This is a genomic window from Ancylomarina longa (assembly GCF_003996985.1).
Classification (GTDB): domain Bacteria; phylum Bacteroidota; class Bacteroidia; order Bacteroidales; family Marinifilaceae; genus Ancylomarina_A; species Ancylomarina_A longa.
In genome coordinates, this window is sequence record NZ_RJJX01000019.1 from 41,209 (window position 1) to 64,568 (window position 23,360).

The window sequence follows — 23,360 nt, forward strand, 5'->3', positions numbered from 1 at the left end:
GATCTTATGAATGTTACTCAAAATCTATTCGCTTTATTTCGTTCCATTGAAGAAAAGAATATTCATTTATTCCGGTAAACACAAGTATCCCTGCATTTTGTTCAGAAACATCAGCTTGATCACCTAAATATAACTTCTGACCTGTTTTTAATTCTACCATACAATAATTAAATGCCTTTGGTTCGATGATTTTAATATTTCTGAATGGAAGGAAGAACTCTATTTTATCGTTGTACCCATTCAAAATTTCCGAATCCATAGCTTCATCCAAATCATAAACGATAATGCCTTTATAAATTCTTCCTGCATTAGAGTAAACTGTACCATATAAGCGCTGTGAGTTTGGAAACTGATCCATGCAACCTGCAATTTTTTCAGGTAAAGGCATTAGTTTTAATGACAGAAAATGCTCCCATGAAAAATCTACACGTCCTACGCCAGGAATATCAACAATAACGCCTCTGTTATTATTATTCACATCATTCTTTCCAATCAAATCAAGTTCTCTTCCCGATTTAAGCATTACTCTACATCCTTCCTTTAATTTTTGAATCGATAGAATATTACTAAATGCAATAGAAACTTCACCATCCACACTTCTGCCATCGAGAAAATCGGTTTGCAATCGTTCATCATGATCCCATTGAATAAATCCAACAAATTCCCCTTTTGTGCTTATCAGTTTACCATATATTGGATTCCCAAAATATTGACAATTATTATCTGAGCAGGTAAAAAAATTTATTACATTTATTCTTTCCCAATCTATTTTTAGGAGTCCCAACTCCTTATCAAGGATCCAAATTTGTGTTCCTAAATCATTTGATCCTCCTTTTAACTGAATGAATTTGCCCGTCTTCAACTCTAAATCTACCGATTCTCTACCCGTTACAGTTATGGATTTTATATCACCAAACCGACATTGAAATTTTCGGCTATACTTTGTTTGCCAATCGTTATCATTAGATTCCCTCACAAATTTAAATCCTGCCCAATAATTCTTTCTTGATTTCACTCTTGTTTTCTGGTGTTCCAAGGGATCTAAATATTTAAGATAGGCATTAGATTCCTTTCTTGAATTAAAAAAATCAGTTTGAAAGACCTCCTCATTATTCCAACGAATTGCACCAGTATATACAACACTATCTACTGTCGTTATCGATCCATACAAATCGCAACTATAGTTTTGAGCATTTAATTCAAAAGAATTGCACAACAACTTGAGAAATAGAAAAAAGAACAATAGAATTTTAATTAAATATCCCATATTTTCTGTTATTAATTGCCATTTCGACAATTGTAGGACGATCGTAAGTTTAGAAAGTTACAGAAAAGTGAGCTAAAAACTAAAAGTTCTTCTTACGATATAATACTTGAATTACCTCCGCAGTTTCCGGGGGAGTAAATATTTGAATTACCTCCCAATTCTTATCGTAAGAAGCAATTGCAGATTTCAACTTATCAATTCGACCTAATTTTTTAGATAAATCATCTTCTAAATATTCACTTAATTCAAGAACTTCCCAATCAAAAGATTCCAACCGATAAAAAACAGATGCCTTACTTTCACCACCAATTTTAATCTCAATTTCCGTAATTTGACTCTCCTTAGAAAATGGAATAGAAATACAAATCTCTCTCATAATATCATACATTAAAGGATCACAAATATTATCATTCGTATGTAAGTGCTTTAGCAGGATCCGAGGAGGCAGCTCTGTATGAATGCCAGGAAACTGTGCACAAACCAATTATCACAGAACTTAGTATAGTAACCACAAATACCCACAAACCGATATTTATCCGATAAGAAAAATCGCACAACCATGATTGTAATGCCCAATATGACAAAGGAATGGCTACTATATTAGCTATGATTATTAACTGAAGGAACTCTCTGGTTAATAAATAAACCAAACGACCGGAAGAGGCACCTAAAACTTTTCTTACTCCAATTTCTTTGGTGCACTGTTCTGTCATAAATGACGCCAAACCGAATAATCCTAGCGAAGCAATAAGGATACTAATAATAGAAAAAATGGAAAAAATCCAAAGAAGCCGTTCCTCTGATTGATAATTCTCCTTCATCCTGTCCTCTAAAAAGAAATAGGAAAAAGACATATTGGGACTAAATTTATCCCACACCTTCTTTATATAGGTTATAGTTTCAGAACGATTATTTGGATTAATCTTAATATGCAAGATCCTTCTTGTTCGAGGATCTTCACTAACCAATAAATTAATAGGTTCGATTTTATTCTCTAATGTTTGGTAATTAAAATCACTAACAACTCCAATAACATTTCCAGGCCTTACATCACCATCACTTCCTTCAATTTTCACTCCAAATTGCATCTTTTTACCTATAGAATTTTCATTCCAATTAAATTTACGCGCTGCCGCTTGATTAATTATAAAAGCGCTACTGGTATCTGAAGCAAACTTCCGACTAAAATTACGTCCCTGAATTACCTTCATCTCCATCAGGTCGATATAATCAAAATCTACGATATTAAAATTAAGTGCATACTGTTCCATCCCTTGTGTCCCTTCAAACAAATGAACTGTTTTAGATCCTCCAAATCCGATTAATCCACTCGATGTTGCAACGGCTGTAATATTGGGATTCTTTTTAAGCTCCTGTTTTAACGGTTCAATTCTTGCCCTTAAAACAGAATCTCTAACTACGGCAACTAGAATATCTTTCTGGTTAAATCCAACATCTTTATTGTTCATATATACAAATTGAGATGCAACAATTATAGTTCCGCTAATCATGATGGCAGAAATCGCATATTGTGAAATCACTAATAATTTTCTAAGCAAACCACTTGATTTCCCTTTATAAAATGTCCCCTTTAAAATTACAGATGGATGAAATGAAGATAAGTAGAAGGCAGGATAAATTCCAGAAATCAATCCTAATAAAATGGTAATCCCCACGCTATAAAGTAATAATTCCGGTGTTTTTGAAAAACTGAGCACCATATTCTTATTCACCAGAGAATTGAATAATGGCAGAATTAACTCCACGATAATGAGGGCGATTCCAAATGCAAATACAGTGATCGAAACACTCTCGGCTAAGAATTGTCGAATTAAATTTTCCCGATAAGCTCCTACAACTTTTCTTATTCCTACTTCTTTTGCTATTTTTGTAGATCTGGCGGTTGCCATATTCATGTAATTAATGCTAGCTATAGACAGGATGAATATGACTATAATGAACAATATATAAATATACTTTACATTGCCTGTTGGAGCATCCCATTGTAAATCAGAATGCAAATGAATATCAGCTAAATTTTGTATTATCAAATGATAAGACACTCCAAGCTGATCTCCTAAGGTCTTCATATATTTATTGTAGTACATTGGAAACTTTTCCAGTAATACCTTACTATTAGCATGTTTTTTTAGTAGTAAAAAAGTATAATTACTAAAACTCCAAAATGAAATTGGTTTCGTACTATTAAATTCCTCCGTCCCCCTTATTTTTTCGAGGGTTTTCATAGAATAAAATGCATTGTATCGAAAATGGCTGTTACTTGGTAAATCCCTCATCACACCAGTGACCTTATAGGACTTATTTTCACCCACAAGTAATATTTTACCAATCGGATCCATCTGTCCGAAATATTTTTTTGCCAAGGTCTCGCTTAATACGATTTCATTCGGTTCTGTTAATGCCTTATCGGGATTCCCTTTTATCAAATCAAAACTAAAAACCTTAAATACAGAAGAATCAACATAAGCTATTCTTTCCTCATAAAAAATCTTGTCTCCATATTTGAATTGCTGACGCCCAGAACCCAAGAACCGTACAAATTCCTCTACTTCAGGAAACTCTTCTTTAAAAGTAGGGCCAAAGGGTAAAGCAGAGGTTGCCACCCGATCCCGCTTTCCATTTAATGTGAAATCCGACCCCAGGCGAATAATTCTTTCGTAATTGACATTATACTTATCGTAGGATAATTCATCCTGAATAAATAGCAGAATTAATATGGTGCAAACCAATCCAATAGTTAATCCTATAATATTAAGTGCTGTATAAAATTTATTACGACCAAAAGTCCTTAATATATTGATGAAAAAATTTCTATACATTTGCCATTTAATTAAGAAATAAAAATTCTAGATGGGAAGATTGAGAGTCTCCTAATTTGAACGATTTAAACTTATCTATTTATTCATCAGGATTTAAATCCTATCAATTATAATTTCTGACGCATATTCTCGGTTACAACATGACCGTCAAAAAGCTGAATAATCCGATGACTTCTATCCGCATCTGACGGAGAATGTGTTACCATTACAATAGTGGTTCCCTCCTCATTGAGTTGTGACAATAGATTCATTACTTCCTCTCCATTTCCAGAATCTAAATTACCCGTAGGCTCATCGGCTAATATTAAATTCGGTTTGGAGATAACCGCTCTTGCTATAGCTACACGCTGTTGTTGTCCGCCCGATAGTTGCTGAGGAAAATGCTTGGCACGATGGGCAATATTCATTCTTTCCAAAGCTTCATTCACTCTCTTCTTTCTTTCCGAGCTTGAAACTTTTAAATAAAGCAAAGGCAATTCAACATTCTCAAAAACAGTCAATTCATCAATTAAGTTGAAGCTCTGAAAAACAAACCCAATATTTTCCTTACGTAAATTGGTTCTTTGTCTTTCGGTATATTTCTCTACCTGATATCCATTAAAATGTAATTCGCCTTGGCTAGGATTATCCAATAAACCTATAATATTTAACAATGTAGATTTTCCACAACCTGATGGTCCCATTATAGCAACAAACTCACCATTATTTATTTCCAAATTAACATTATTCAAAGCTGTAGTTTCAACCTCATCAGTTCTGAAAACTTTAACTAAATTATTTGTCTTAATCATAGCCTTATATTTTTATTATCATTCATATTTTAACATGTTTGCCGGCGCAATACCAGATAGACTTGAAATAAGTTTGTAAATGGTTAAAAAGGCAATTAAAAAAGTTAGCATAGCAGATATTAAAAAAATTCCAATGCCAATATGTATTCTATACGCAAACCCATTCAACCACCACTCCATGACAAAATATGCCATCGTCCATGCTGCAGCAATAGCGAACAACATCCATTTAAGAAAATCCTTTAATAGAAGATGAAAGACCTGATCCATATTCGCCCCAAATACTTTTCGCATCGCCACTTCTCGTGCTTTTCTCTCAGTAATAAAGGATGCCAATCCAAACAGACCTAAACAGGAAATGATAAATGCCACCAGAGTAAACGATAGAAATAATTTACTCATACGAGATTCTGCTTGATAGAAATAGTCGAAATCATCAGACAATCGCCTGTATGTAAAAGGAATTTCCGGTAATATTTTATTCCAGGATTTTCTTATTTTATTAATAATAACAGGCTGCCTATCCTTACCAATTCTAATTCCTACATATTTAAAGGCTGCGGGATTTCGCATTATTATTAAGGGATCTACTCCAACTTTTAAACTATTAAAATTAAAATCCTTAACAACCCCAATAATGTGTCCCTTCTTCCCCCAGATGGTTAACTTTTCTCCTATAGAATTCTCCATATTCATTTTACTCGCAGCTGATTCATTGATAATGAATTGAAGCGTGTCTGCTCCATATTGTTTCGAGAAAGTTCTTCCTTGTATAACATTCATCTCAAAAGTTTCGATAAAATCAAAATCCACAAATGAAAGTTGAAATAATATATCTCCTGCTTCCTTTAATTTTCCTGACCAATTCACATCCCATGTTGAATTTGCAAAATTTACAGGCATTTGATTCGCTGCTGTAACCCAATTAACTCCAGGTATCTTAATCCATTCATTCTTTAATTGCTCGTAGTTATTATTGAAATTCCCTCCCAACTCTACATACACGATATTATCTTTATTGTAACCAATATCCGAACGTTTTAAAAATGCTAATTGCTGATAAATTATACCCGTAGAGATAAACAAAGCTACAGACATAGTAAACTGAATAACAACTAATATTTTTCTAACCAGAGCAGAGTCGTGTCTTGAAAATCCTCTAATTATTTGAATTGGTGCAAAAGAAGACAGATATGCGGCAGGATAGCTACCTGATACAATTCCTGTAAGAAGTACTACAATAATCGTTGCAAAGAAAAATTTATAATTTCCGGGATTCAATTCCAGATGGCGATTAATCATATCTCCAAATTCCGGCAATAATAATTCAACCAATACAATCGAAATTCCTAGGGCGATAATGGTAAAAAAAAGGGATTCTCCGAGAAATAACCCAACCAAACCACGCCTTTGAGCACCAACTACTTTACGAATAGCAACTTCTTTAGATCGCCTTTCTGATCTTGCAGTCGCCAAATTCATATAATTAAAACAAGCTATCAGTAATATTACTATCGCAACAATAAAAAATAACCGGACATACCAAATAGGTCCAGCACTGCCCTTATTGATTGAATACAAATGATAATCTCCAAATGCCTGCATGTCTAGTTCCACATTTGAATTAAGAACATGCTTTGAAATAATTTTACTTATTTTTTTTCGAACATCATTCCTATTTGCATTCTTACGTAATTTCACGAAAGTGTGAAATGTATTGGCTTCCCAGTCTTTTAAATCATAGTCCCAAAATTCCTGAAAAAAATTGAACGGAAGCAAAAAATCGTAAGTAATGGAAGAATTTTCCCTTGCATTTTCAAGTACTGCACTAACTTCAAATTTATATTTAGAGTTAATAACAACAGTTTTCCCTACAGGGTTTATATCGCCAAAATATTTGTTTGCAATTTTCTGAGATAATACAATGGAGTTTGGATTCAAAAAACAATTTGTAGTGTCACCATAAATCTTTTCAAATGAAAATATTTTAAAGAAATCCGCATCTACAATTTTTCCACCTTTCTCAATGAAATTTCTCCCTCCAACATTTACCGTCAACTGCCCCCACGAGGAAACGATACGGGTAGCATTTTCTATTTCAGGTATATCTTTTTTTAAAGTTTCGGCTAATGGCGAAGGTGTAGAATAAACCGAAAAAATATCACCATCAGCATATTTTTGATTCTCATACACAGAATATATCTGTTTAACATCCTGGTGAAAAGTATCATAAGAAGTCTCAAATTCTATCCAAATCAATATTAAAAGTGTACAAGTTACTCCTGTAGCCAATCCCAAAATATTTATCAGAGAATATACCTTTTGTCGAGACAGTCCTCTTAATACGGTATGCAGCAGAATTTTAATCATGCTTTATTTTAGTATAAGTTTGTCAAATTTATCAAAAGACTCATAACTATTAGTTAATACTTTTTCTCCAGTTTTTAATCCATCCAAGATCTCGTAATATTTTGGATTTTGATTCCCTAATTTAATAGATCTCTTTACTGCAAAATCTCCAGATGGGTCAAGAACAAACACCCACTGCCCACCTGTACTTTGAAAAAAACCACCTCTTGGAATTACCATTGCTTCACGAGGTTCTCCAAGCTCAATTTTAGTTCTAAAAGTTTGCCCGGTTCTAATCCCAACAGGTCGTTCACCCTTAAATTTCAGATCTATCTCAAATTGCCCATTTCTAACGTCAGGATAAACCTTTGAAACCAATAGATCATAATCATGATTATTAAAGTGAAAACTTGCATTCAATCCCTTCGTTAATCTAGTGATGTATAACTCATCCACTAAAGCATTCACTTTAAAATTACTCAACACATTTATTTGCCCAAGGCGTTGTCCTCTTGATTTAGATTCTCCTAATTCTGCATTTAAAGTTCCCAATTGACCACTCACCGGAGCTTTTACATTTAAATTCTGTAGTTTTGCACGCACCAAAATCAAATTCTTTTCCATATTTTTCAGATTGTTCTCCAGATTCTGAATTTGTATTCTTCGGGATAAAGAATCTGTCTTTTGTCGCTCCAAAAGTAATTCTCGGGTTTTTGTATAATAGCTAAAATTATCTTTAGAGGATTCAAATTCTTCCCGAGAAATTAAATCCTTATCATAGAATATTCTGTTTCTATTATACTCTCTTTTACTTTTTGATAAATTCAAATCGATGTCCAATAAACTTCGCTTGATATTTAAGCGATCTTGCTCCATACTCAATTTAGTATCTCTAAGCCTGTTTACTTGTTCTGTGAAAGCTGCTTCGGAATTTAATATCTGAAGGTTTAACTCAGAATTACTCAATCTCAGGATGACATCGCCTTTCTGAACCATATTACCTTCTTCCAATAAAATCTCCTCAACCCTACCTCCTTCAATCGCATCTAAATATACCGTTGTAATCGGGTTTACTGTACCAGTTCTAGCAATATATTCCTGAAAAAAGTCCATCTTAACTTCAGCAATAGATAATTTTTCTTTTTTGATTTTCAACGTGCTTCCTGAGTTTCCAAGAAAAACACTATAAAGGAATACAATACCCAAAACTCCTAAAGCCATATACCAGTTTTTTTTCCGCTGATACCATGGCTTACGCTCAATAGTTCTATCCATTATTTTACTTATTTTATACCTTTTTCAAACACAACAATTCTTTAGCTACTTTCGTGCCAAACAAAACTCACACCTGACTACCAATTCTTTAGATAAAGTAAATCTAAATATCTCCCTCTCAATATGACCGAAATTAGCACATTTAATGTACGATAACGAACATTTTTCTTTTAATTTTGATTTAATAATGATAACTTGAGTCATTAATAATAAATCAAATCCTGAAACTATTAATACATTCTAGTTATGACAATTAAAAAAAGTGGCAAAATATTAGCTATAGATGATAATGAAGATATTTTATTCTCATTAAAGCTTCTCTTGAAACAACATGTTGAACTTATCCACTCCGAATCTGATCCTGAAATGATTCCCAAGCTAATGAAACAGCAACAATATGATGTTATTCTATTAGATATGAATTTTACCAAAGATGCAATAAGTGGACAGGAGGGCTATTTTTGGTTGAATAAAATATTACAGATAGATTCCCAGGCAGTTGTTTTGTTTATTACAGCCTATGGAGATATTGAAAAATCGGTGAAAGCAATTAAAGCCGGAGCGACAGATTTCATATTAAAGCCTTGGCAAAACGAAAAGTTACTTGCTACTATTTCTGCGGCTATCAAACTCCGTAAATCAAAAGAGGAAGTAAGTGAACTGAAAACCAAGCAAAAAGAGTTAAATGCCGTTCTAGATCAGCCATTTAATGATTTTATCGGATCCTCTCCTGAAATACAACAGGTTTTTTCAACCATTTCGAAAGTTGCAAAAACAGATGCTAACGTTTTAATTTTAGGCGAAAATGGCACCGGTAAGGAACTAGTTGCGAGAGCGCTACACAGAAATTCAAGTAGAAGAGATGAAGTTTTTGTGAGTGTGGATCTAGGATCTATAAATGAAAACTTGTTTGAAAGTGAATTGTTTGGTCATGTTAAAGGTGCTTTTACTGATGCACGCTCTGATCGGCCAGGTAGATTTGAAATTGCATCAGGAGGAACTTTATTCTTGGATGAAATTGGAAACCTCAGTATGCCGATGCAGGCAAAATTACTAACCGTACTGGAACGTAGAGAAGTTATAAGAGTCGGCTCAAACAAACCAATTCCTATCGACATCAGACTTATCTGTGCAACAAATATGCCTTTAAAACAAATGGCGTCTGAAGAAAAATACCGACAAGATCTATTATATAGGATTAATACAGTAGAAATAGATCTTCCTCCTTTACGAGAGAGATATGAAGATATCCCCTTACTGGCAAATCACTTTTTAGAGATTTATTCAAAAAAATACAAAAAACACATCAACGCACTCTCCAAGGCATGTATAAATAAATTATACGATTATAGCTGGCCAGGCAATGTACGAGAATTGCAACATTTAATGGAACGCGCAATTATTATGGCGGATGAGAAAAATCTTGAACCTTCCGATTTCCAAATTAGTATGGAAAGAAATTTGCAAGGTGATGTAGAATTTGATTCCTATAATTTGGAAGAGGTCGAAAAAAATATCATCCAGAAAGTATTAAAAACAAATAAAGGAAATATTTCCAAAGCGGCAGGAGAATTGGGTCTCACCCGTACATCATTATATCGAAGATTAGAAAAATATGGTTTATAAAAGTTTCCGCATAAATTTTATTATTAGGATAATTGTGCTTTCGGCTACAATTTTCCTGCTATTCTACCTGCTTACAAAAAAGAATTTGTACTTCACCGCGAGCCTAACACTCCTGGCGATTGTGTATCAAATCTACGAAATCATAAAATATGTAGAAAAAACAAATCGATTATTAAAGAACTTTCTGGAGTCTATCAGGTATTCAGATTTTACGAGAAATTTTCAGGTTCAAGGTCTTGGAAGTTCATTCGATAAATTGCAGGAATCATTTAATGCAGTAATAACTGATTTTCAAAAAATTCGAGCTGAAAAAGAAGAACACTATTTCTATCTGCAATCGGTTATACAGCACATTGGCATTAGTTTGGTGGCTTTTCATCGAGATGGATCGGTTGAGATGATAAATAATGCCTCTAAAAAACTTTTCCAAAAGAGCAATCTTAAAAAAATCCAGGATTTAAATAGTTTTAGTCCGGAATTAGTAGATGCATTACTTAAATTAAAACATGGTGAAAATACGCTGGTTAAGGTAAGTGATAATGAAGATATTCTACAATTAGCAGTGTATGCTACTGAATTTAAAATCAACAACCGGCAAGTTATATTGGTTTCAATAAAGAATATTCAGTATGAATTGGAAGAACAGGAAATAGAATCTTGGCAAAAGTTAATTCGCGTGCTTACACACGAAATCATGAATTCTATTACTCCTATTTCATCTCTTTCAACCACACTTACAACCATTTTAGATGACTTTGGAGAAAACAATACAAATAATTTCAAATCAGAAGATTTAGAAACACTTAACGAAGTCAAGTTAGCCTTGGAAACTATCCATAAAAGGAGTTCTGGTCTACTTCACTTTGTTGATACTTATAGGAATTTAACGAAAATACCAAAACCTAATTTTAGTATTTTTCAGGTTCAAAAGCTTTTTAGCAATATAAATCGTTTAATGGAAGAGGAAATAAAACGAAACAATATTGCATGTGAGATAATTATTAAACCAGAAAGTATCGAACTTTCCGCTGATGAACAATTAATTGAACAAGTATTAATAAATCTGATCAAAAATTCTATTCATGCTTTAGAGCAAACAACAAATCCTAAAATAGAATTAAAAGCTTTCCTAAATAAACGTGGACGTGTATCTATTCAAGTTAATGATAACGGTCAAGGCATAATTAAGGAGGTCTTAGACAAAGTATTTATACCATTCTTCACAACTAAACCAAGGGGTTCTGGCATCGGGCTAAGTCTGTCAAAACAGATTCTACGCCTACATGGTGGTACCATAACAGTTCAATCTGTACCAGATGAAAAAACTAGTTTTACATTGACTTTTTAATCGGAAAGAGGAATATAATTAAACTTCCTAATAATTTTAATTTAAGAAATTCTTTCATTAAATTTAAAGGGCTAATCAATTTATAACCCTTAATAAACTTTACAGCATATGACTAAGACAATAACATTTAATGAGTTAAGACAAATTAAGGATCGCTTACCAGAAGGAAGCATGCAAAGGATTGCACAAGATTTACAATTAAACGTTGAAACAGTTAGAAATTATTTTGGTGGAACAAATTTTGAAAAAGGCAAAAGTGTAGGTATACACGTAGAACAAGGTCCCGATGGAGGAATTGTTGAACTCGACGATACAACTATTTTAGATTGCGCTATTCGTATTTTGGAGAATGCCTAAAAATTGAATCATCAAATAAATAAAGAGGGTCCTAGAATAATTTTCTAAGACCCTTTTTTAATCCGCCTTCTTTATCAGAGGATATTCTCTATTCTTTTAATTTTTTTCGGTGTGCAGTTTATTAAATATAATAGCTAGATTAGAATACAAACTGGTATTTTGAACTATTATATCTTCAGGAACCTTAATTCTAGCAGGGGTAAAATTCCAAATTGCTTTAATTCCCCAGGCAACCATTAAATCTGCAACCGTTTGAGCATTTTCAGCCGGAACAGTAATAATTCCCATTACTACACTTAACTCTTGAGCCAGATCTCTAAATTGATCAATATGAAAGACCTCAATATCATTGATCTTTCGACCAATAGTGATTGGACTAATATCAAATGCAGCTACAATATTAAGGCCAAAATGTGTTAGACCATTATCATGTAATAGCGCTGATCCAAGCGAGCCTGCTCCCACCAAAAATGCACTATCCATCACAGAAAATCCTAAAAAGTCTGACAACACATCAACGATGGCTTTAACCTCATAGCCGACTCTGGTTTTACCAACGATACTCGTATAAGATAAATCCTTTGTGACTTGGGTGGGATCAATATTCATGTAGTTTGCAATCTGTGTAGATGAAACAAATTGTTGTCCTTTTCTTAGTAATCCTTCCGCAAAAGCCAGATAACAAGGCATGCGTCTGAGTGTAGGTTCTGGTACCCCTTGCATTTTTTTTGAATTTTGAATCATAGTCATTTACTTATTCCGTAAAACAAAATTAAATAAGTTTTTAATAAAGAATAATTTCCTTATTAATTGTCTTAGACAAATTAGCATTTTGAAAAACCGGCGCTGGGGAAATAAGACTAGCAAAAAGCTAAACATCAAATTTAGTGGGCGGTATAGGATTCGAACCTATGACCCCTTGGGTGTAAACCAAGTGCTCTGAACCAGCTGAGCTAACCGCCCTAAAAGCTGCAAATATACGCAGAAAAATCCTGCACAACAATATTTCAATCGTTTAATTAAATCACCTCAGCCACAACAAATGTACTTCCACCAACAAAAATCAGATCTTCAACATGGGATGCAGAAATAGCTGCTTTATATGCCAAGGTTACCGTTGAATAAGCATTTCCTATCAAATTAAACTGCCTGCCCTTCTCTTTAAGTATATTTTCATTCAGAGCCCTTGGAATAGAAGCTTTAGTGAAATAATATATGGCATTTTCGGGTAATAAGTTTAATACTTCATCGATTTCTTTATCATTCACCATTCCAAATACAACATGCAATTTTCTATAATCAACTCGTTGTATTTGCTCTATTATTTCTTTAATACCAGCAATATTATGCCCCGTATCACAAATTACTCGTGGACTTTCTTGCAGAATCTGCCATCGCCCTAATAAGCCAGTATTAGAAACAACTCTGCCAAGTCCATCTAGAATATCTTCCTGATGAATAGTAATTCCTGCTTGTATCAATAATTCTAAAACACTAAGAATGGTTTTAAGGTTCTTTTGTTGATATTGCCCTAGCAAATCACATTCTATTCTAACAAATTCTCCCGTTCGTTTTATTTTGTAGTATAATAACTGTTTATCGTTTAAAATTTCAGTTTTCTTGAGCTCATAACAATTCGAGGCAAAAACAATATCACTATTATTTTCTAGAGCAATATCCCTAAAAACATCAGCAGACTCGTTTTGTTCTTCACCGATTACGACAGGTATTCCTGATTTAATAATCCCTGCCTTTTCTCTTGCTATTTGCATAAGATTATTTCCTAACAAAACAGTATGATCTTTGCTAATATTTGTTATAACAGAGAGTATTGGTGAAATAATATTCGTAGAATCCAATCTCCCGCCTAAACCAACTTCAATTATTGCAATATCAACCTTTTTACGTGCAAAAAAATCAAACGCCAATGCCACTGTCATCTCAAAAAAAGATGGTTCTATTTGTTTAAACTCATCTTTATGATTAGCGATAAAATCCACAACCTCTTGTTTCGGTATAGGTACTCCATTAATTTTTATTCTTTCTCTGAAATCACGCAAATGTGGAGAAGTATACAAGCCAACTTTCAATCCGCATGTTTGTAGCACGGATGCAAGTGCATGAGAAACAGAACCTTTACCATTTGTACCTCCAACATGAATTGTTTTAAATTTTTGATGTGGATGACAAAAATAGGTATCTAAGGCAATCGTATTATCCAAATTTGCTTTATAGGCAGCCTTCCCTGTTCGCTGATACATAGGAAGCTGAGTGAACAAAAAATCTAAAGTTTCTTGATAATTCATTTTTTCAACAGTTATCAAATTATGATGCTACAAAGAAGAATAAAAATTTCCCAAAAACGAGACTCTTACGCTATATTTCCTCTAAAATTTGGTACATTAATAGTATCAAATTATACCCGAATAAAATAGACCTATTTAGCAATTTTATTTTATCGTAATCAAATGTCTAAAAGTCAATCACTTTGACAGAATAAGTTGATCAAACATGATGATTTATTCGTATTAAATCATCTTAAATCCTAATAAGTATGACAAAACTCAAAAAAATTTTCGTTTTGGATACAAATGTAATCCTTCATGACTTTAATTCTATCTACAATTTTGAAGAAAATGATGTTATCATTCCAATTACTGTGCTTGAAGAACTTGATAAATTCAAAAAAGGAAATGATCAAATCAATTATCATGCGCGTGAATTTAGCAGAGAATTAGATCGGATATCCGGTGACTCCCTTTTTACTGATGGAGTTAAATTGGGGAAAGGTCTAGGAAAATTATTTATCGAAACAGGAAAAGAGTTTTCACCTCAGATGAAATCTTCTTTTCATGAGAATATTCCTGATCATAGGATTCTAGCTATTGCTGAATATATTTTCAATCAAAATAAAAGAAAAAAAGTAGTTCTAATATCAAAGGATATTAATCTGCGAATGAAGGCAAAATCCCTTGGCGTTCCTGCTGAAGATTACAAAAATGATCAAGTGCAGGATTTAGATGATATCCTAAGTCTGGGAATTTCAACCTTAGAGAATTTCGACGATGATAAAATTTCTTTATTATACAAATCAAATAATGGAATTCCTGAATCTAAATTTAACATTGGTAAATCAATTTTAGGACACGAATATTTTATATTAAAAGGTAATTCCTCTAGTGCATTAGCACACTATAATCCTATTGAAAAGACGATTACCAGAGTGGAAAAGCCTAGCTCTTACGGTATTTATCCACGAAATGCCGAACAAACTTTTTCCATGCACGCTCTTTTAGATACAACTATCTCATTAGTTGCTTTAACCGGACGTGCAGGAACTGGAAAGACATTGCTCGCCTTAGCCTCTGCTCTGCAACAAATTGACATGTATGACCAAATATTTCTTGCAAGGCCAATTGTTGCACTAGCAAATAAAGATTTAGGTTACTTACCTGGTGATGCAAAAGATAAAATTGGACCTTACATGCAACCCCTCTTCGATAATCTTAGTGTGATCAAGCATAAATTCAACATTCACAGTAAAGAATTTCTCAGAATCGACGAATTACTAAAAGAAGAAAAATTACAGATAACTCCATTAGCTTACATTCGGGGACGAAGTCTTTCCAGTACCTTCTTTATCGTTGATGAAGCTCAAAACCTTACGCCTCACGAGATCAAAACAATTATAACTCGGGCAGGCGAAGGAACAAAAATGATTTTCACTGGTGATATTGAACAAATAGACTCGCCATATTTGGACAAAAAATCTAATGGACTGGCTTATCTATCCGACAGAATGAAAGGACAAGATATATTTGCACACGTAAATCTGATAAAAGGAGAAAGAAGTCATCTTGCCGAATTGGCTAGTAATCTACTATAAAAACTTCAAGTTGCATTCTTGTGAAATTTACTTTAATTTAATTAAGACAAAATAGCAGCGATTAAGAATAAATTTATTTACCTGTGGAATAGATCGTATTAAGCATTATCTATTCAATATCTCAGTACTCAACAAAATAATAATCGTTCATAATTTTTAAAAATAATATAGAAATAAATAAACTAGTAGAATCCATATGGTAGTTACTCACTCAATAATCTACGTATGAAAATAATGAAATTTGGCGCCATTGATATCGGATCAAATGCTATCCGCTTGTTGTTTATGAATGTTTTTGAGGTTGGCGATAATACGTACTTTAAAAAATCATCCTTAATCAGAGTCCCTATTCGATTAGGAACTGATACTTTTATTGATAAGTTTATATCTCCTCTAAAAGCAGATAAATTAATCAACTCAATGAAAGCGTTTAAAAAGCTAATGGATGTACATGAGGTTGTTAACTATAGAGCTTGTGCAACATCGGCAATGCGTGAAGCCGCCAATGGAGCCGAAATCATTAAAAAGATAGAGGAAGAAAGCAATATAAAAATTGACATAATCAATGGGAAGGAAGAGGCAAGTATCATTTTCGATAACAAAATTGCAGATAAACTTGATCCACAGAAAGACTATTTATATGTAGATGTTGGAGGTGGAAGTACAGAACTAACTTTATTCTCTAAAGGAATTTGTACTTTCTCTGCTTCCTTTAATATCGGAACACTTAAAATTTTACGCAATTGTGTTCCTAAAGGTGAATTTATCAGACTCAAAGAATGTTTACTTGACATTTGTCCTAATTGCGAGAATATTGAAATTATTGGTTCAGGTGGTAATATTAATCGCTTGGTTAAACTATCAACTCCTAAAAAAGAGAAATTTCTTAGTTATCTGGAACTCAAAAGTATTTATGAAGATTTAAAAATATATTCGCAGGAAGAGTTAATGATTAATTACGATATGAATCCTGACCGTGCTGATGTAATTATTCCGGCGGCAACCATATTCCTAAGTATTATGGAATGGTCAAAAGCAGAGATAATTCATGTCCCTAAAATTGGAGTGACAGATGGTATTGTACATCAATTGTATAAAGAGTATCATCAAAACCGACTCGTGATTAGTTAAGAAGACAATTCTTTTTGTAAATTTGCAAACAATACAGTTTTGATATTTGAACTATTTCAATGGATTTTGAAATAGTTCTTTTATATATATTGATTTTGGTTAGTCTAGAAAATCTGATCAATATATTCTCTTAAATTTATGGGCAACGAAATCAAAATTTGTTGCAATTTTAATTATCTCTGATCTGACCTTAGGTTAGATTACTAACAGAACTAGATTTTAAGAATTGTATTTTTCAAAATAGAATATCAGAGCCACAAAAAATTACAATAAATGATTTAAGCTCATGGAAGATCTAAAAAATTTGTGTGAAAAAGTGATCAAAATTGCCAAGGATACAGGAGATTTCATTAAGAATCAACAAAATAAAATTAAGGCAGATGTAATTGAAAAGAAAGGTGTACATGATTTTGTTACCTATGTAGACAAGACTGCAGAGAAGCAAATTATATCTGCTTTAAAACAAATTCTTCCCGATGCCGGATTTATTGCAGAGGAAGAAACGGAAAGTATGCTGGGAGAACATTATAATTGGATTATTGATCCGCTCGACGGAACAACCAATTACATCCATGGACTCTCCCCTTTTGCGGTAAGTATCGCCCTACAACAAGAAAATGAAATTGTTATTGGTGTTGTTTATGAGATTAGCCTTTCGGAGTGTTTTTATTCATGGAAAGGAGCAAATGGTTCATTTCTTAATGGAAAGCCAATATGCGTTTCCTCTGCTAAAACAGTAGATTCTAGTTTAATTGCTACCGGTTTTCCGTATTACGATTATAATCTATTAACAAAATTCATGGCTAGTCTAGAGCATTTTATAATTCATTCTCACGGTGTTAGAAGAATAGGTTCTGCAGCTACTGATTTAGTTTATGTTGCCTGTGGAAGATTCGAAGCATTTTATGAATATAATCTTCATGCTTGGGATGTAGCTGCTGGTGCTTTTATCGTACAGAAAGCCGGAGGTTTGGTATGTGATTTTAAAGGTGCTAAAGACTATATATTCGGGAAAGAGATAATTGCCACTAATTTACATGTACATCAAGAATTTAAAGAAATCGTGCAAAAACATATGCTAAACTGAAAAAACTTTTTGTAATTTCAAGCTCATTCTGAATCAGATATTATTTTATGCAAAAAATTCTCTCCTATATTATATATGGTTTTGTAAGATTATTAAGTTTTCTCCCTTTACGAATATTATATTTTATTTCAGACCTCATATATCTGTTTGTTTATTACATATTTAGATATCGCAGAGGTATTGTTAATCAGAATCTACAACTTTCCTTTCCTGAAAAATCGAAGAACGAATTAAAATTAATAGGTAAAGAATTTTACCTCCATTTTTGTGATATTTTTATTGAAACCATCAAATTTTGGACCATTAGCGAATCTGAAATTAAACAAAGATGCAAATTCATACAGTCCGATTTTATGTCCCAGTATGAAAAAGAAGGAAAAAGTGTTATTGCAATTTTAGGACATTATGGAAATTGGGAATGGATGACTTCTTTCTCAGCCTGGAATGATTATCTATTTATGCCTATTTACAAGCCTCTTCACAATAAGGTTTTTGACAAGATGTTTATTCAAATAAGGGAACGTTTTGGTGCAAAAACACTTCCTAAGCAGGACACTCTTCGACGTATGTTGTCCTGTCGAAATCAAAATAGATTTACCATTACTGCTTTTATTGGAGATCAAACGCCAAACAAAAGGAATATTCACTATTGGACTACTTTCTTAAATCAGGATACTCCAATTTTGCAGGGAACCGAGCGAATTGCAAAAAAAATGGATCAAGCTGTTGTTTATGTATGTATGCGAAAAATAAAACGCGGCTATTACGAGGTTGAATTTATCCCTCTATTTGATCATCCAAAACAAACTGCTGAATTCGAAATAACTGAAAAGCATACCCGAATACTAGAAGAAATTATAAAATCGGATCCAGCCTACTGGCTGTGGTCACACAATAGATGGAAGCATAAAAAAGAAATTTAATATTGAATGAATAAACTAGCTGTTGTTATACTAAATTGGAATGGAAAAGATCTGCTTGAAAAGTTTCTACCATCTGTTGTGGCTAATTCTAAACAAGAATGGGCCGAGATAGTTATAGCTGACAATGCTTCAACGGATGATTCCATTGCCTTTCTGCATAAATATTATCCAAATATACAAATCATATCACTTGATAAAAATTACGGTTTTGCTGAAGGTTACAACAGAGCTTTAAGTCAGTTGAATCATTGTTATTTTGTTCTTTTAAATTCTGATGTGGAAGTGAGCGAGAACTGGCTTGAACCAATCTATTATCTGTTCGAAAAAGATAATACAATAGCGGCTGCACAGCCAAAAATCAAATCTTACCATGAAAAAAATAAATTTGAATACGCAGGAGCTGCAGGTGGATTTCTAGATTACCTTGGATATCCTTTCTGTAGAGGTAGAATTTTAGATCAAATTGAAGAAGATCATGGACAATATAATACCAGAGAAGACATTTTTTGGGCTAGCGGTGCAGCTTTATTCATTAGATCAAATATCTATAATGAAGTAGGTGGATTGGACGCTGATTTTTTTGCTCATATGGAAGAAATTGATATGTGCTGGAGAATAAAAAACAGAGGTTTTAGAATTGTTATTGAACCTAAATCAAATGTTTTTCATGTTGGTGGAGCAAGCTTACCAAAGCAAAGTTCTCGAAAACTATTTTTGAATTTTAGAAATAGCCTAATAATGCTGCATAAAAATTTGAATAGTAATTCTTTTTATAAAATCATGCTAACAAGAATGATTCTCGATGGTATGGCAGCTTTTAAATTTTTATTATCGGGTGAGGTATCGTATTTTATTGCAGTTTTAAAAGCTCATCAATCCTACTATAAAATGTTAGGAACATTAAGGAGAAAAAGAAAAATGCTAAAACAACATCTATTTTTTCAGGCACATAAGGAAATGTATTCGAAAAGCATAATTGCAGATTATTATATCAGAAAGAAAAGATCCTTTTCGCAACTTAAATTTTAAATTAATCTTCCGCTAAGCATTAGAGGTAAATTTTAATCCTATTATTGCAATTAGTAGAAGTAACATGAAAAAAATTCTTGAGAAATGGGTAGGCTCCCCAAATAAAACAATTCCTAAAATTGCAGTTGTCAATGCACCTATACCTGTCCAAACCGCGTAAGCCGTTCCAAGTGGAAGATATTTAATTGCCAATGCCAAAAAATAAAGACTAATCCCCATTGCAACAATAGTGATGACACTTGGCCATAATCTTGTAAAACCTTTAGCATATTTTAAACCAATCGCCCATACAGCCTCAAACAATCCTGCAACTACTAAATAAATCCAGGCCAACTGCATAATTTAAAGTTTCTCTATTATTTTTTCCAATCTTATCCCCCTTGAACCTTTAATCAGGATATTTTTATTCTTCAGACCAAAAGTTTCTATTGTAGATATCATCTCCATCGTATCTTTAAAAGTAGGATAAGATGTTATTTTATTTACCCTACTAAATATTTTTCCTACCAAAAATACTTGTTCAAAGTTTCGTTCCGCTAATAAATCCAATAATTTTTGATGCTCCTTTTCTGCCTCCATCCCCAATTCCAGCATATCTCCCAGTATTAGAACTTTATTTTTCATTGAAAGTCTAGCGAAATTCTCAATTGCAAGCTGCATACTAGTTGGATTCGCATTATATGCGTCTAAAAACAAGACATTATGATCTGTCTTTAGGAGTTGTGAACGATTATTTGTGGGCGTATAATTTTCAAGCGATTTTTTGATATCAACTTCATCAATTTTAAAATATCTGCCGACAGTAACAGCAGCCAAAATATTTTCGAAATTATAAGAACCAACTAATTTTGTTTTGACATATAATTTACCAATTTCAGATCTTAACTCAAGCACCAAATAAGGAGAAGCCTGTAAGAATTTCGCCTTACTATCAGCATGTTCAGAATTTCCATATGCTATATATTTTTGATCCTGATTTAGCATCTCTAGCAAAATCTTATTCTCCACATTTACAAATACAACACCATTTGTATCATATAAATAATCGTATAATTCCTTTTTCGTTTTCATTACACCTTCTAAAGAACCAAATCCCTCGATATGTGCTTTTCCAACATTAGTTATCATACCATAATTTGGTTCTGCTATAGCACACAAATTTTGAATTTCTTCCGGATGATTGGCTCCCATTTCAATAATCCCAAATTCTGTTTGTTCATCCATTGATAGTAATGTAAGAGGAACCCCAATATGATTATTTAAATTTCCTTGAGTTGCACAGGTATTAAATTTCTGTTGAAGTACAGCATTACTTAATTCTTTGGTAGTGGTTTTTCCATTTGTTCCGGTAATAGCCAATATTGGAATTCCGAGTTTTCGACGATGCTCTCTTGCTAAATTCTGCAAGCAAGTCAACACATTCTCCACCAAAATAAACCTATCATTCAAAACATATTCTTCCTCATTTACAATAGCAAATTCACATCCTTGTTTGATAGCAGAATCCGCAAATTGATTTCCGTTAAAATTCTCTCCTTTTAAAGCAAAAAAAATCGAATTTGGAACAATCTTTCGCGTATCTGTAACAATGTTTGGAAATTTTCGAAACAGACTATAAATATTTGACAATTGCATTTTAATTATTGGTTTGAATGAAAGAACGAAATTACTAATTTCCAACAAAAAACCCCATCCTTTTACAGACGGGGTTCCATATAAATTAATGATCTTTTATTTTGTTTTTTTATTCGCGGGATGTCCTACATGGGTCATTGCACATCTGAATCCAATATCATCTCTTGATTCCTTTTGATTTAAGAATCTACGTGCACTCGGTGCCATCCAATAAGCACGATCTTTCCAGGAACCACCTTTATAAACTCTGGATTCATCGGTAACCATAGAACTAAAATCACTACCACCTTGTCCTCTCCCCTGCACATACATGCGACTAGAACCTGCTTTTTGGTGTTCTGGATTATTCCATTCGTAATCAGGAACAATACTAGAAGCGACGTCACCATCATCAAAATTTCTGTTATCAGCAGTTTTATAATTTTCTCTACCTACTAATTCATCATCACGTTGGTTACGATATCTAACTCTTCCTAAACTATCTTTTTCGGCAATATTTCCCTCTTCATCACGCACCGGAGTTTTAAAAACATTACCTCTATATGGATTAAATTCAGCGATATCTTCCGGTGACATAGGACGGTAAACATCCGCAACCCATTCACTTACATTACCTGCCATGCAATATAATCCAAAATCATTTGGCCAAAATGAGTTAACCGGTACTGTAATATCACCAGCATCATTTAATGCTCCTGCTGTTCCCATATAATCACCACGTCCTCTGGCAAAGTTAGCCATCATCTGACCTCTATACTTTTTCTGATCATTTCTCACCCAATGACCATTCCAAGGAAATATTTTTTTGTCTGTGATTCTTTCCTCTTCAGAATTACCTATTAATGCTTCAGCTGCATACTCCCATTCGGCTTCAGAAGGTAATCTGTATTTTGGCAACAACATTCCGTCACTCCAACGAACATGACGCTCCTCATTATCAGGATCTAAATCTGTAAGATTTTTATTAACGGCACCTTCATATTGTCCGGCTAAATAGGCTTCTGTATTAAAATTATTCTCGTCTCGCTGTGTTGGATCATTGTTAAGAATACCTTTATCTATTAAAATTCTTTCATTAACTCTATCTGTCCTCCATTCGCAATAATCTACTGCCTGTTCCCATGAAACACCAACAACAGGATATTCTGCATAGGCTGGATGACGCAAATAATTATTCACGTAAGGCTCATTGTATGCTAATTGATCTCTCCAAACTAAAGTATCTGGCAAAGCCTTTCTATATACCTCTGGGTAGGAAACAAAAACTCTTTTCACCCAATGTAGATACTCCAAATAATCAATATTACGAACTTCAGTTTCATCAATATAAAAAGAAGGTACGGTTACTCTTCTAGGAGTATTATTCCAATCATACATTACATCTTCCTGGGTTCTGCCCATGGTAAATGTTCCTCCTTGAATAAATTTTAATCCAGGACCAGTAATTTGCTGATAACCACTATGGTATTCAAAACCACCATTATCTGGATCATTATATGCCCAACCTGTAGTAGTAGACTTTTCACTTTTACCAACAAGTTTTTTCACTTTTGAACAGGAAGGGAAAACCATTAATGTGGCAGCAAAAACAGCAAGAAATATGCTAGGTTTTAGTTTCATAATAGATTGAATGTAATTAATCTTCAAAAATACTTAACTCAACAAATATAACTAAAAGTGTATAGAATTTATTGTATTTAATTTTAGTTTTTACACTAATTATTTAACAAATTTAAAATTGTATTCAGATAAAATTCCTAATTCCAATACTTCAACTACTTTAAATTTATATAACTAACTGATTATATATTTTTTA

19 protein-coding genes and 1 tRNA gene are annotated in these 23,360 nt (G+C 33.1%); 8 read left to right on the forward strand and 12 right to left on the reverse strand.

Going from position 1 to position 23,360, the window contains the following annotated elements:
• Window positions 1-13: 13 nt before the first annotated feature.
• The 6 genes from DLK05_RS12520 to DLK05_RS12545 all read right to left on the reverse strand — a co-directional run bounded on the left by DLK05_RS12520 (window position 14) and on the right by DLK05_RS12545 (window position 8,522).
• Window positions 14-1,267, reverse strand: coding sequence for a hypothetical protein (locus DLK05_RS12520; RefSeq protein ID WP_127344348.1), 1,254 nt, complete (start codon window positions 1,265-1,267; stop codon window positions 14-16).
• Between the two features lie 79 nt (window positions 1,268-1,346).
• Window positions 1,347-1,643 carry a hypothetical protein gene (locus DLK05_RS12525; RefSeq protein ID WP_127344349.1) on the reverse strand — a complete coding sequence of 99 codons (297 nt, stop codon included), beginning with the start codon at window positions 1,641-1,643 and terminating at the stop codon, window positions 1,347-1,349.
• 31 nt (window positions 1,644-1,674) lie between these two features.
• Window positions 1,675-4,107, reverse strand: a complete 2,433-nt coding sequence (locus DLK05_RS12530; RefSeq protein ID WP_127344350.1) for an ABC transporter permease — start codon at window positions 4,105-4,107, stop codon at window positions 1,675-1,677.
• Between the two features lie 107 nt (window positions 4,108-4,214).
• The gene (locus DLK05_RS12535) at window positions 4,215-4,898 is read right to left on the reverse strand and encodes an ABC transporter ATP-binding protein (protein ID WP_127344351.1); all 684 of its coding nucleotides are present in this window, start codon (window positions 4,896-4,898) and stop codon (window positions 4,215-4,217) included.
• Between the two features lie 18 nt (window positions 4,899-4,916).
• A complete protein-coding gene (locus tag DLK05_RS12540; protein ID WP_127344352.1) occupies window positions 4,917-7,268 on the reverse strand; it encodes an ABC transporter permease in 2,352 nt (783 codons plus the stop codon).
• 3 nt (window positions 7,269-7,271) lie between these two features.
• Window positions 7,272-8,522 (reverse strand): efflux RND transporter periplasmic adaptor subunit, encoded by a 1,251-nt coding sequence (locus tag DLK05_RS12545; protein WP_127344353.1) that lies wholly within the window; start codon window positions 8,520-8,522, stop codon window positions 7,272-7,274.
• Window positions 8,523-8,768: 246 nt separating this feature from the next.
• On the opposite strand from DLK05_RS12545, the gene DLK05_RS12550 reads away from it, so the two are divergent.
• From DLK05_RS12550 to DLK05_RS12560, 3 genes are all read left to right on the forward strand, one after another.
• The gene (locus DLK05_RS12550; protein WP_127344354.1) at window positions 8,769-10,148 is read left to right on the forward strand and encodes a sigma-54-dependent transcriptional regulator; all 1,380 of its coding nucleotides are present in this window, start codon (window positions 8,769-8,771) and stop codon (window positions 10,146-10,148) included.
• A 121-nt stretch (window positions 10,149-10,269) separates the two neighbouring features.
• Window positions 10,270-11,496: a sensor histidine kinase gene (locus DLK05_RS12555; protein ID WP_235831998.1), complete on the forward strand. Its 1,227-nt coding sequence runs from the start codon at window positions 10,270-10,272 to the stop codon at window positions 11,494-11,496.
• A 108-nt stretch (window positions 11,497-11,604) separates the two neighbouring features.
• Window positions 11,605-11,853, forward strand: coding sequence for a DNA-binding protein (locus DLK05_RS12560; RefSeq protein WP_127344356.1), 249 nt, complete (start codon window positions 11,605-11,607; stop codon window positions 11,851-11,853).
• 96 nt (window positions 11,854-11,949) lie between these two features.
• Here DLK05_RS12560 and DLK05_RS12565 read toward each other — a convergent pair whose 3' ends face one another.
• The 3 genes from DLK05_RS12565 to DLK05_RS12575 form a co-directional block, all read right to left on the reverse strand.
• Complete coding sequence (locus DLK05_RS12565; RefSeq protein ID WP_235831999.1) at window positions 11,950-12,597, reverse strand: redox-sensing transcriptional repressor Rex; 648 nt, start codon at window positions 12,595-12,597, stop codon at window positions 11,950-11,952.
• A 144-nt stretch (window positions 12,598-12,741) separates the two neighbouring features.
• Window positions 12,742-12,816, reverse strand: a tRNA-Val gene (locus tag DLK05_RS12570).
• Between the two features lie 56 nt (window positions 12,817-12,872).
• Entirely contained in the window at window positions 12,873-14,075 is a 1,203-nt protein-coding gene (locus tag DLK05_RS12575; protein WP_235832000.1) for a bifunctional folylpolyglutamate synthase/dihydrofolate synthase, read from the reverse strand.
• A 332-nt stretch (window positions 14,076-14,407) separates the two neighbouring features.
• Between DLK05_RS12575 and DLK05_RS12580 the strand changes: the two genes are divergently transcribed.
• From DLK05_RS12580 to DLK05_RS12600, 5 genes are all read left to right on the forward strand, one after another.
• On the forward strand, window positions 14,408-15,739 hold the full coding sequence (locus DLK05_RS12580) for a PhoH family protein (protein WP_127344359.1): 1,332 nt from the start codon (window positions 14,408-14,410) through the stop codon (window positions 15,737-15,739).
• 225 nt (window positions 15,740-15,964) lie between these two features.
• Entirely contained in the window at window positions 15,965-16,870 is a 906-nt protein-coding gene (locus DLK05_RS12585; RefSeq protein ID WP_127344360.1) for a Ppx/GppA phosphatase family protein, read from the forward strand.
• Window positions 16,871-17,156: 286 nt separating this feature from the next.
• Complete coding sequence (locus DLK05_RS12590) at window positions 17,157-17,957, forward strand: inositol monophosphatase family protein (RefSeq protein WP_127344361.1); 801 nt, start codon at window positions 17,157-17,159, stop codon at window positions 17,955-17,957.
• 47 nt (window positions 17,958-18,004) lie between these two features.
• The gene (locus tag DLK05_RS12595) at window positions 18,005-18,880 is read left to right on the forward strand and encodes a lysophospholipid acyltransferase family protein (RefSeq protein WP_209319866.1); all 876 of its coding nucleotides are present in this window, start codon (window positions 18,005-18,007) and stop codon (window positions 18,878-18,880) included.
• Window positions 18,881-18,886: 6 nt separating this feature from the next.
• Entirely contained in the window at window positions 18,887-19,909 is a 1,023-nt protein-coding gene (locus DLK05_RS12600) for a glycosyltransferase family 2 protein (RefSeq protein ID WP_127344362.1), read from the forward strand.
• Between the two features lie 12 nt (window positions 19,910-19,921).
• Here the strand turns inward: DLK05_RS12600 and sugE are convergent, their stop codons facing one another.
• The 3 genes from sugE to gldJ all read right to left on the reverse strand — a co-directional run bounded on the left by sugE (window position 19,922) and on the right by gldJ (window position 23,164).
• The gene (gene sugE, locus DLK05_RS12605; RefSeq protein ID WP_317126941.1) at window positions 19,922-20,248 is read right to left on the reverse strand and encodes a quaternary ammonium compound efflux SMR transporter SugE; all 327 of its coding nucleotides are present in this window, start codon (window positions 20,246-20,248) and stop codon (window positions 19,922-19,924) included.
• 3 nt (window positions 20,249-20,251) lie between these two features.
• Window positions 20,252-21,544, reverse strand: a complete 1,293-nt coding sequence (locus DLK05_RS12610; RefSeq protein WP_127344363.1) for a UDP-N-acetylmuramoyl-tripeptide--D-alanyl-D-alanine ligase — start codon at window positions 21,542-21,544, stop codon at window positions 20,252-20,254.
• 96 nt (window positions 21,545-21,640) lie between these two features.
• Window positions 21,641-23,164: a gliding motility lipoprotein GldJ gene (gene gldJ, locus DLK05_RS12615; RefSeq protein ID WP_127344364.1), complete on the reverse strand. Its 1,524-nt coding sequence runs from the start codon at window positions 23,162-23,164 to the stop codon at window positions 21,641-21,643.
• Window positions 23,165-23,360: the final 196 nt, after the last annotated feature.

What these genes read in the sequence shown, in the direction of transcription:
- DLK05_RS12520 (WP_127344348.1), bottom strand. Translation starts at nt 1,267, where the DNA reads ATGGGATATTTAATTAAAATTCTATTGTTCTTTTTTCTATTTCTCAAG.
- DLK05_RS12525 (WP_127344349.1), bottom strand. Translation starts at nt 1,643, where the DNA reads ATGAGAGAGATTTGTATTTCTATTCCATTTTCTAAGGAGAGTCAAATT.
- DLK05_RS12530 (WP_127344350.1), bottom strand. Translation starts at nt 4,107, where the DNA reads ATGTATAGAAATTTTTTCATCAATATATTAAGGACTTTTGGTCGTAAT.
- DLK05_RS12535 (WP_127344351.1), bottom strand. Translation starts at nt 4,898, where the DNA reads ATGATTAAGACAAATAATTTAGTTAAAGTTTTCAGAACTGATGAGGTT.
- DLK05_RS12540 (WP_127344352.1), bottom strand. Translation starts at nt 7,268, where the DNA reads ATGATTAAAATTCTGCTGCATACCGTATTAAGAGGACTGTCTCGACAA.
- DLK05_RS12545 (WP_127344353.1), bottom strand. Translation starts at nt 8,522, where the DNA reads ATGGATAGAACTATTGAGCGTAAGCCATGGTATCAGCGGAAAAAAAAC.
- DLK05_RS12550 (WP_127344354.1), top strand. Translation starts at nt 8,769, where the DNA reads ATGACAATTAAAAAAAGTGGCAAAATATTAGCTATAGATGATAATGAA.
- DLK05_RS12560 (WP_127344356.1), top strand. Translation starts at nt 11,605, where the DNA reads ATGACTAAGACAATAACATTTAATGAGTTAAGACAAATTAAGGATCGC.
- DLK05_RS12565 (WP_235831999.1), bottom strand. Translation starts at nt 12,597, where the DNA reads ATGATTCAAAATTCAAAAAAAATGCAAGGGGTACCAGAACCTACACTC.
- DLK05_RS12580 (WP_127344359.1), top strand. Translation starts at nt 14,408, where the DNA reads ATGACAAAACTCAAAAAAATTTTCGTTTTGGATACAAATGTAATCCTT.
- DLK05_RS12585 (WP_127344360.1), top strand. Translation starts at nt 15,965, where the DNA reads ATGAAAATAATGAAATTTGGCGCCATTGATATCGGATCAAATGCTATC.
- DLK05_RS12590 (WP_127344361.1), top strand. Translation starts at nt 17,157, where the DNA reads ATGGAAGATCTAAAAAATTTGTGTGAAAAAGTGATCAAAATTGCCAAG.
- DLK05_RS12595 (WP_209319866.1), top strand. Translation starts at nt 18,005, where the DNA reads ATGCAAAAAATTCTCTCCTATATTATATATGGTTTTGTAAGATTATTA.
- DLK05_RS12600 (WP_127344362.1), top strand. Translation starts at nt 18,887, where the DNA reads ATGAATAAACTAGCTGTTGTTATACTAAATTGGAATGGAAAAGATCTG.
- sugE (WP_317126941.1), bottom strand. Translation starts at nt 20,248, where the DNA reads ATGCAGTTGGCCTGGATTTATTTAGTAGTTGCAGGATTGTTTGAGGCT.
- DLK05_RS12610 (WP_127344363.1), bottom strand. Translation starts at nt 21,544, where the DNA reads ATGCAATTGTCAAATATTTATAGTCTGTTTCGAAAATTTCCAAACATT.
- gldJ (WP_127344364.1), bottom strand. Translation starts at nt 23,164, where the DNA reads ATGAAACTAAAACCTAGCATATTTCTTGCTGTTTTTGCTGCCACATTA.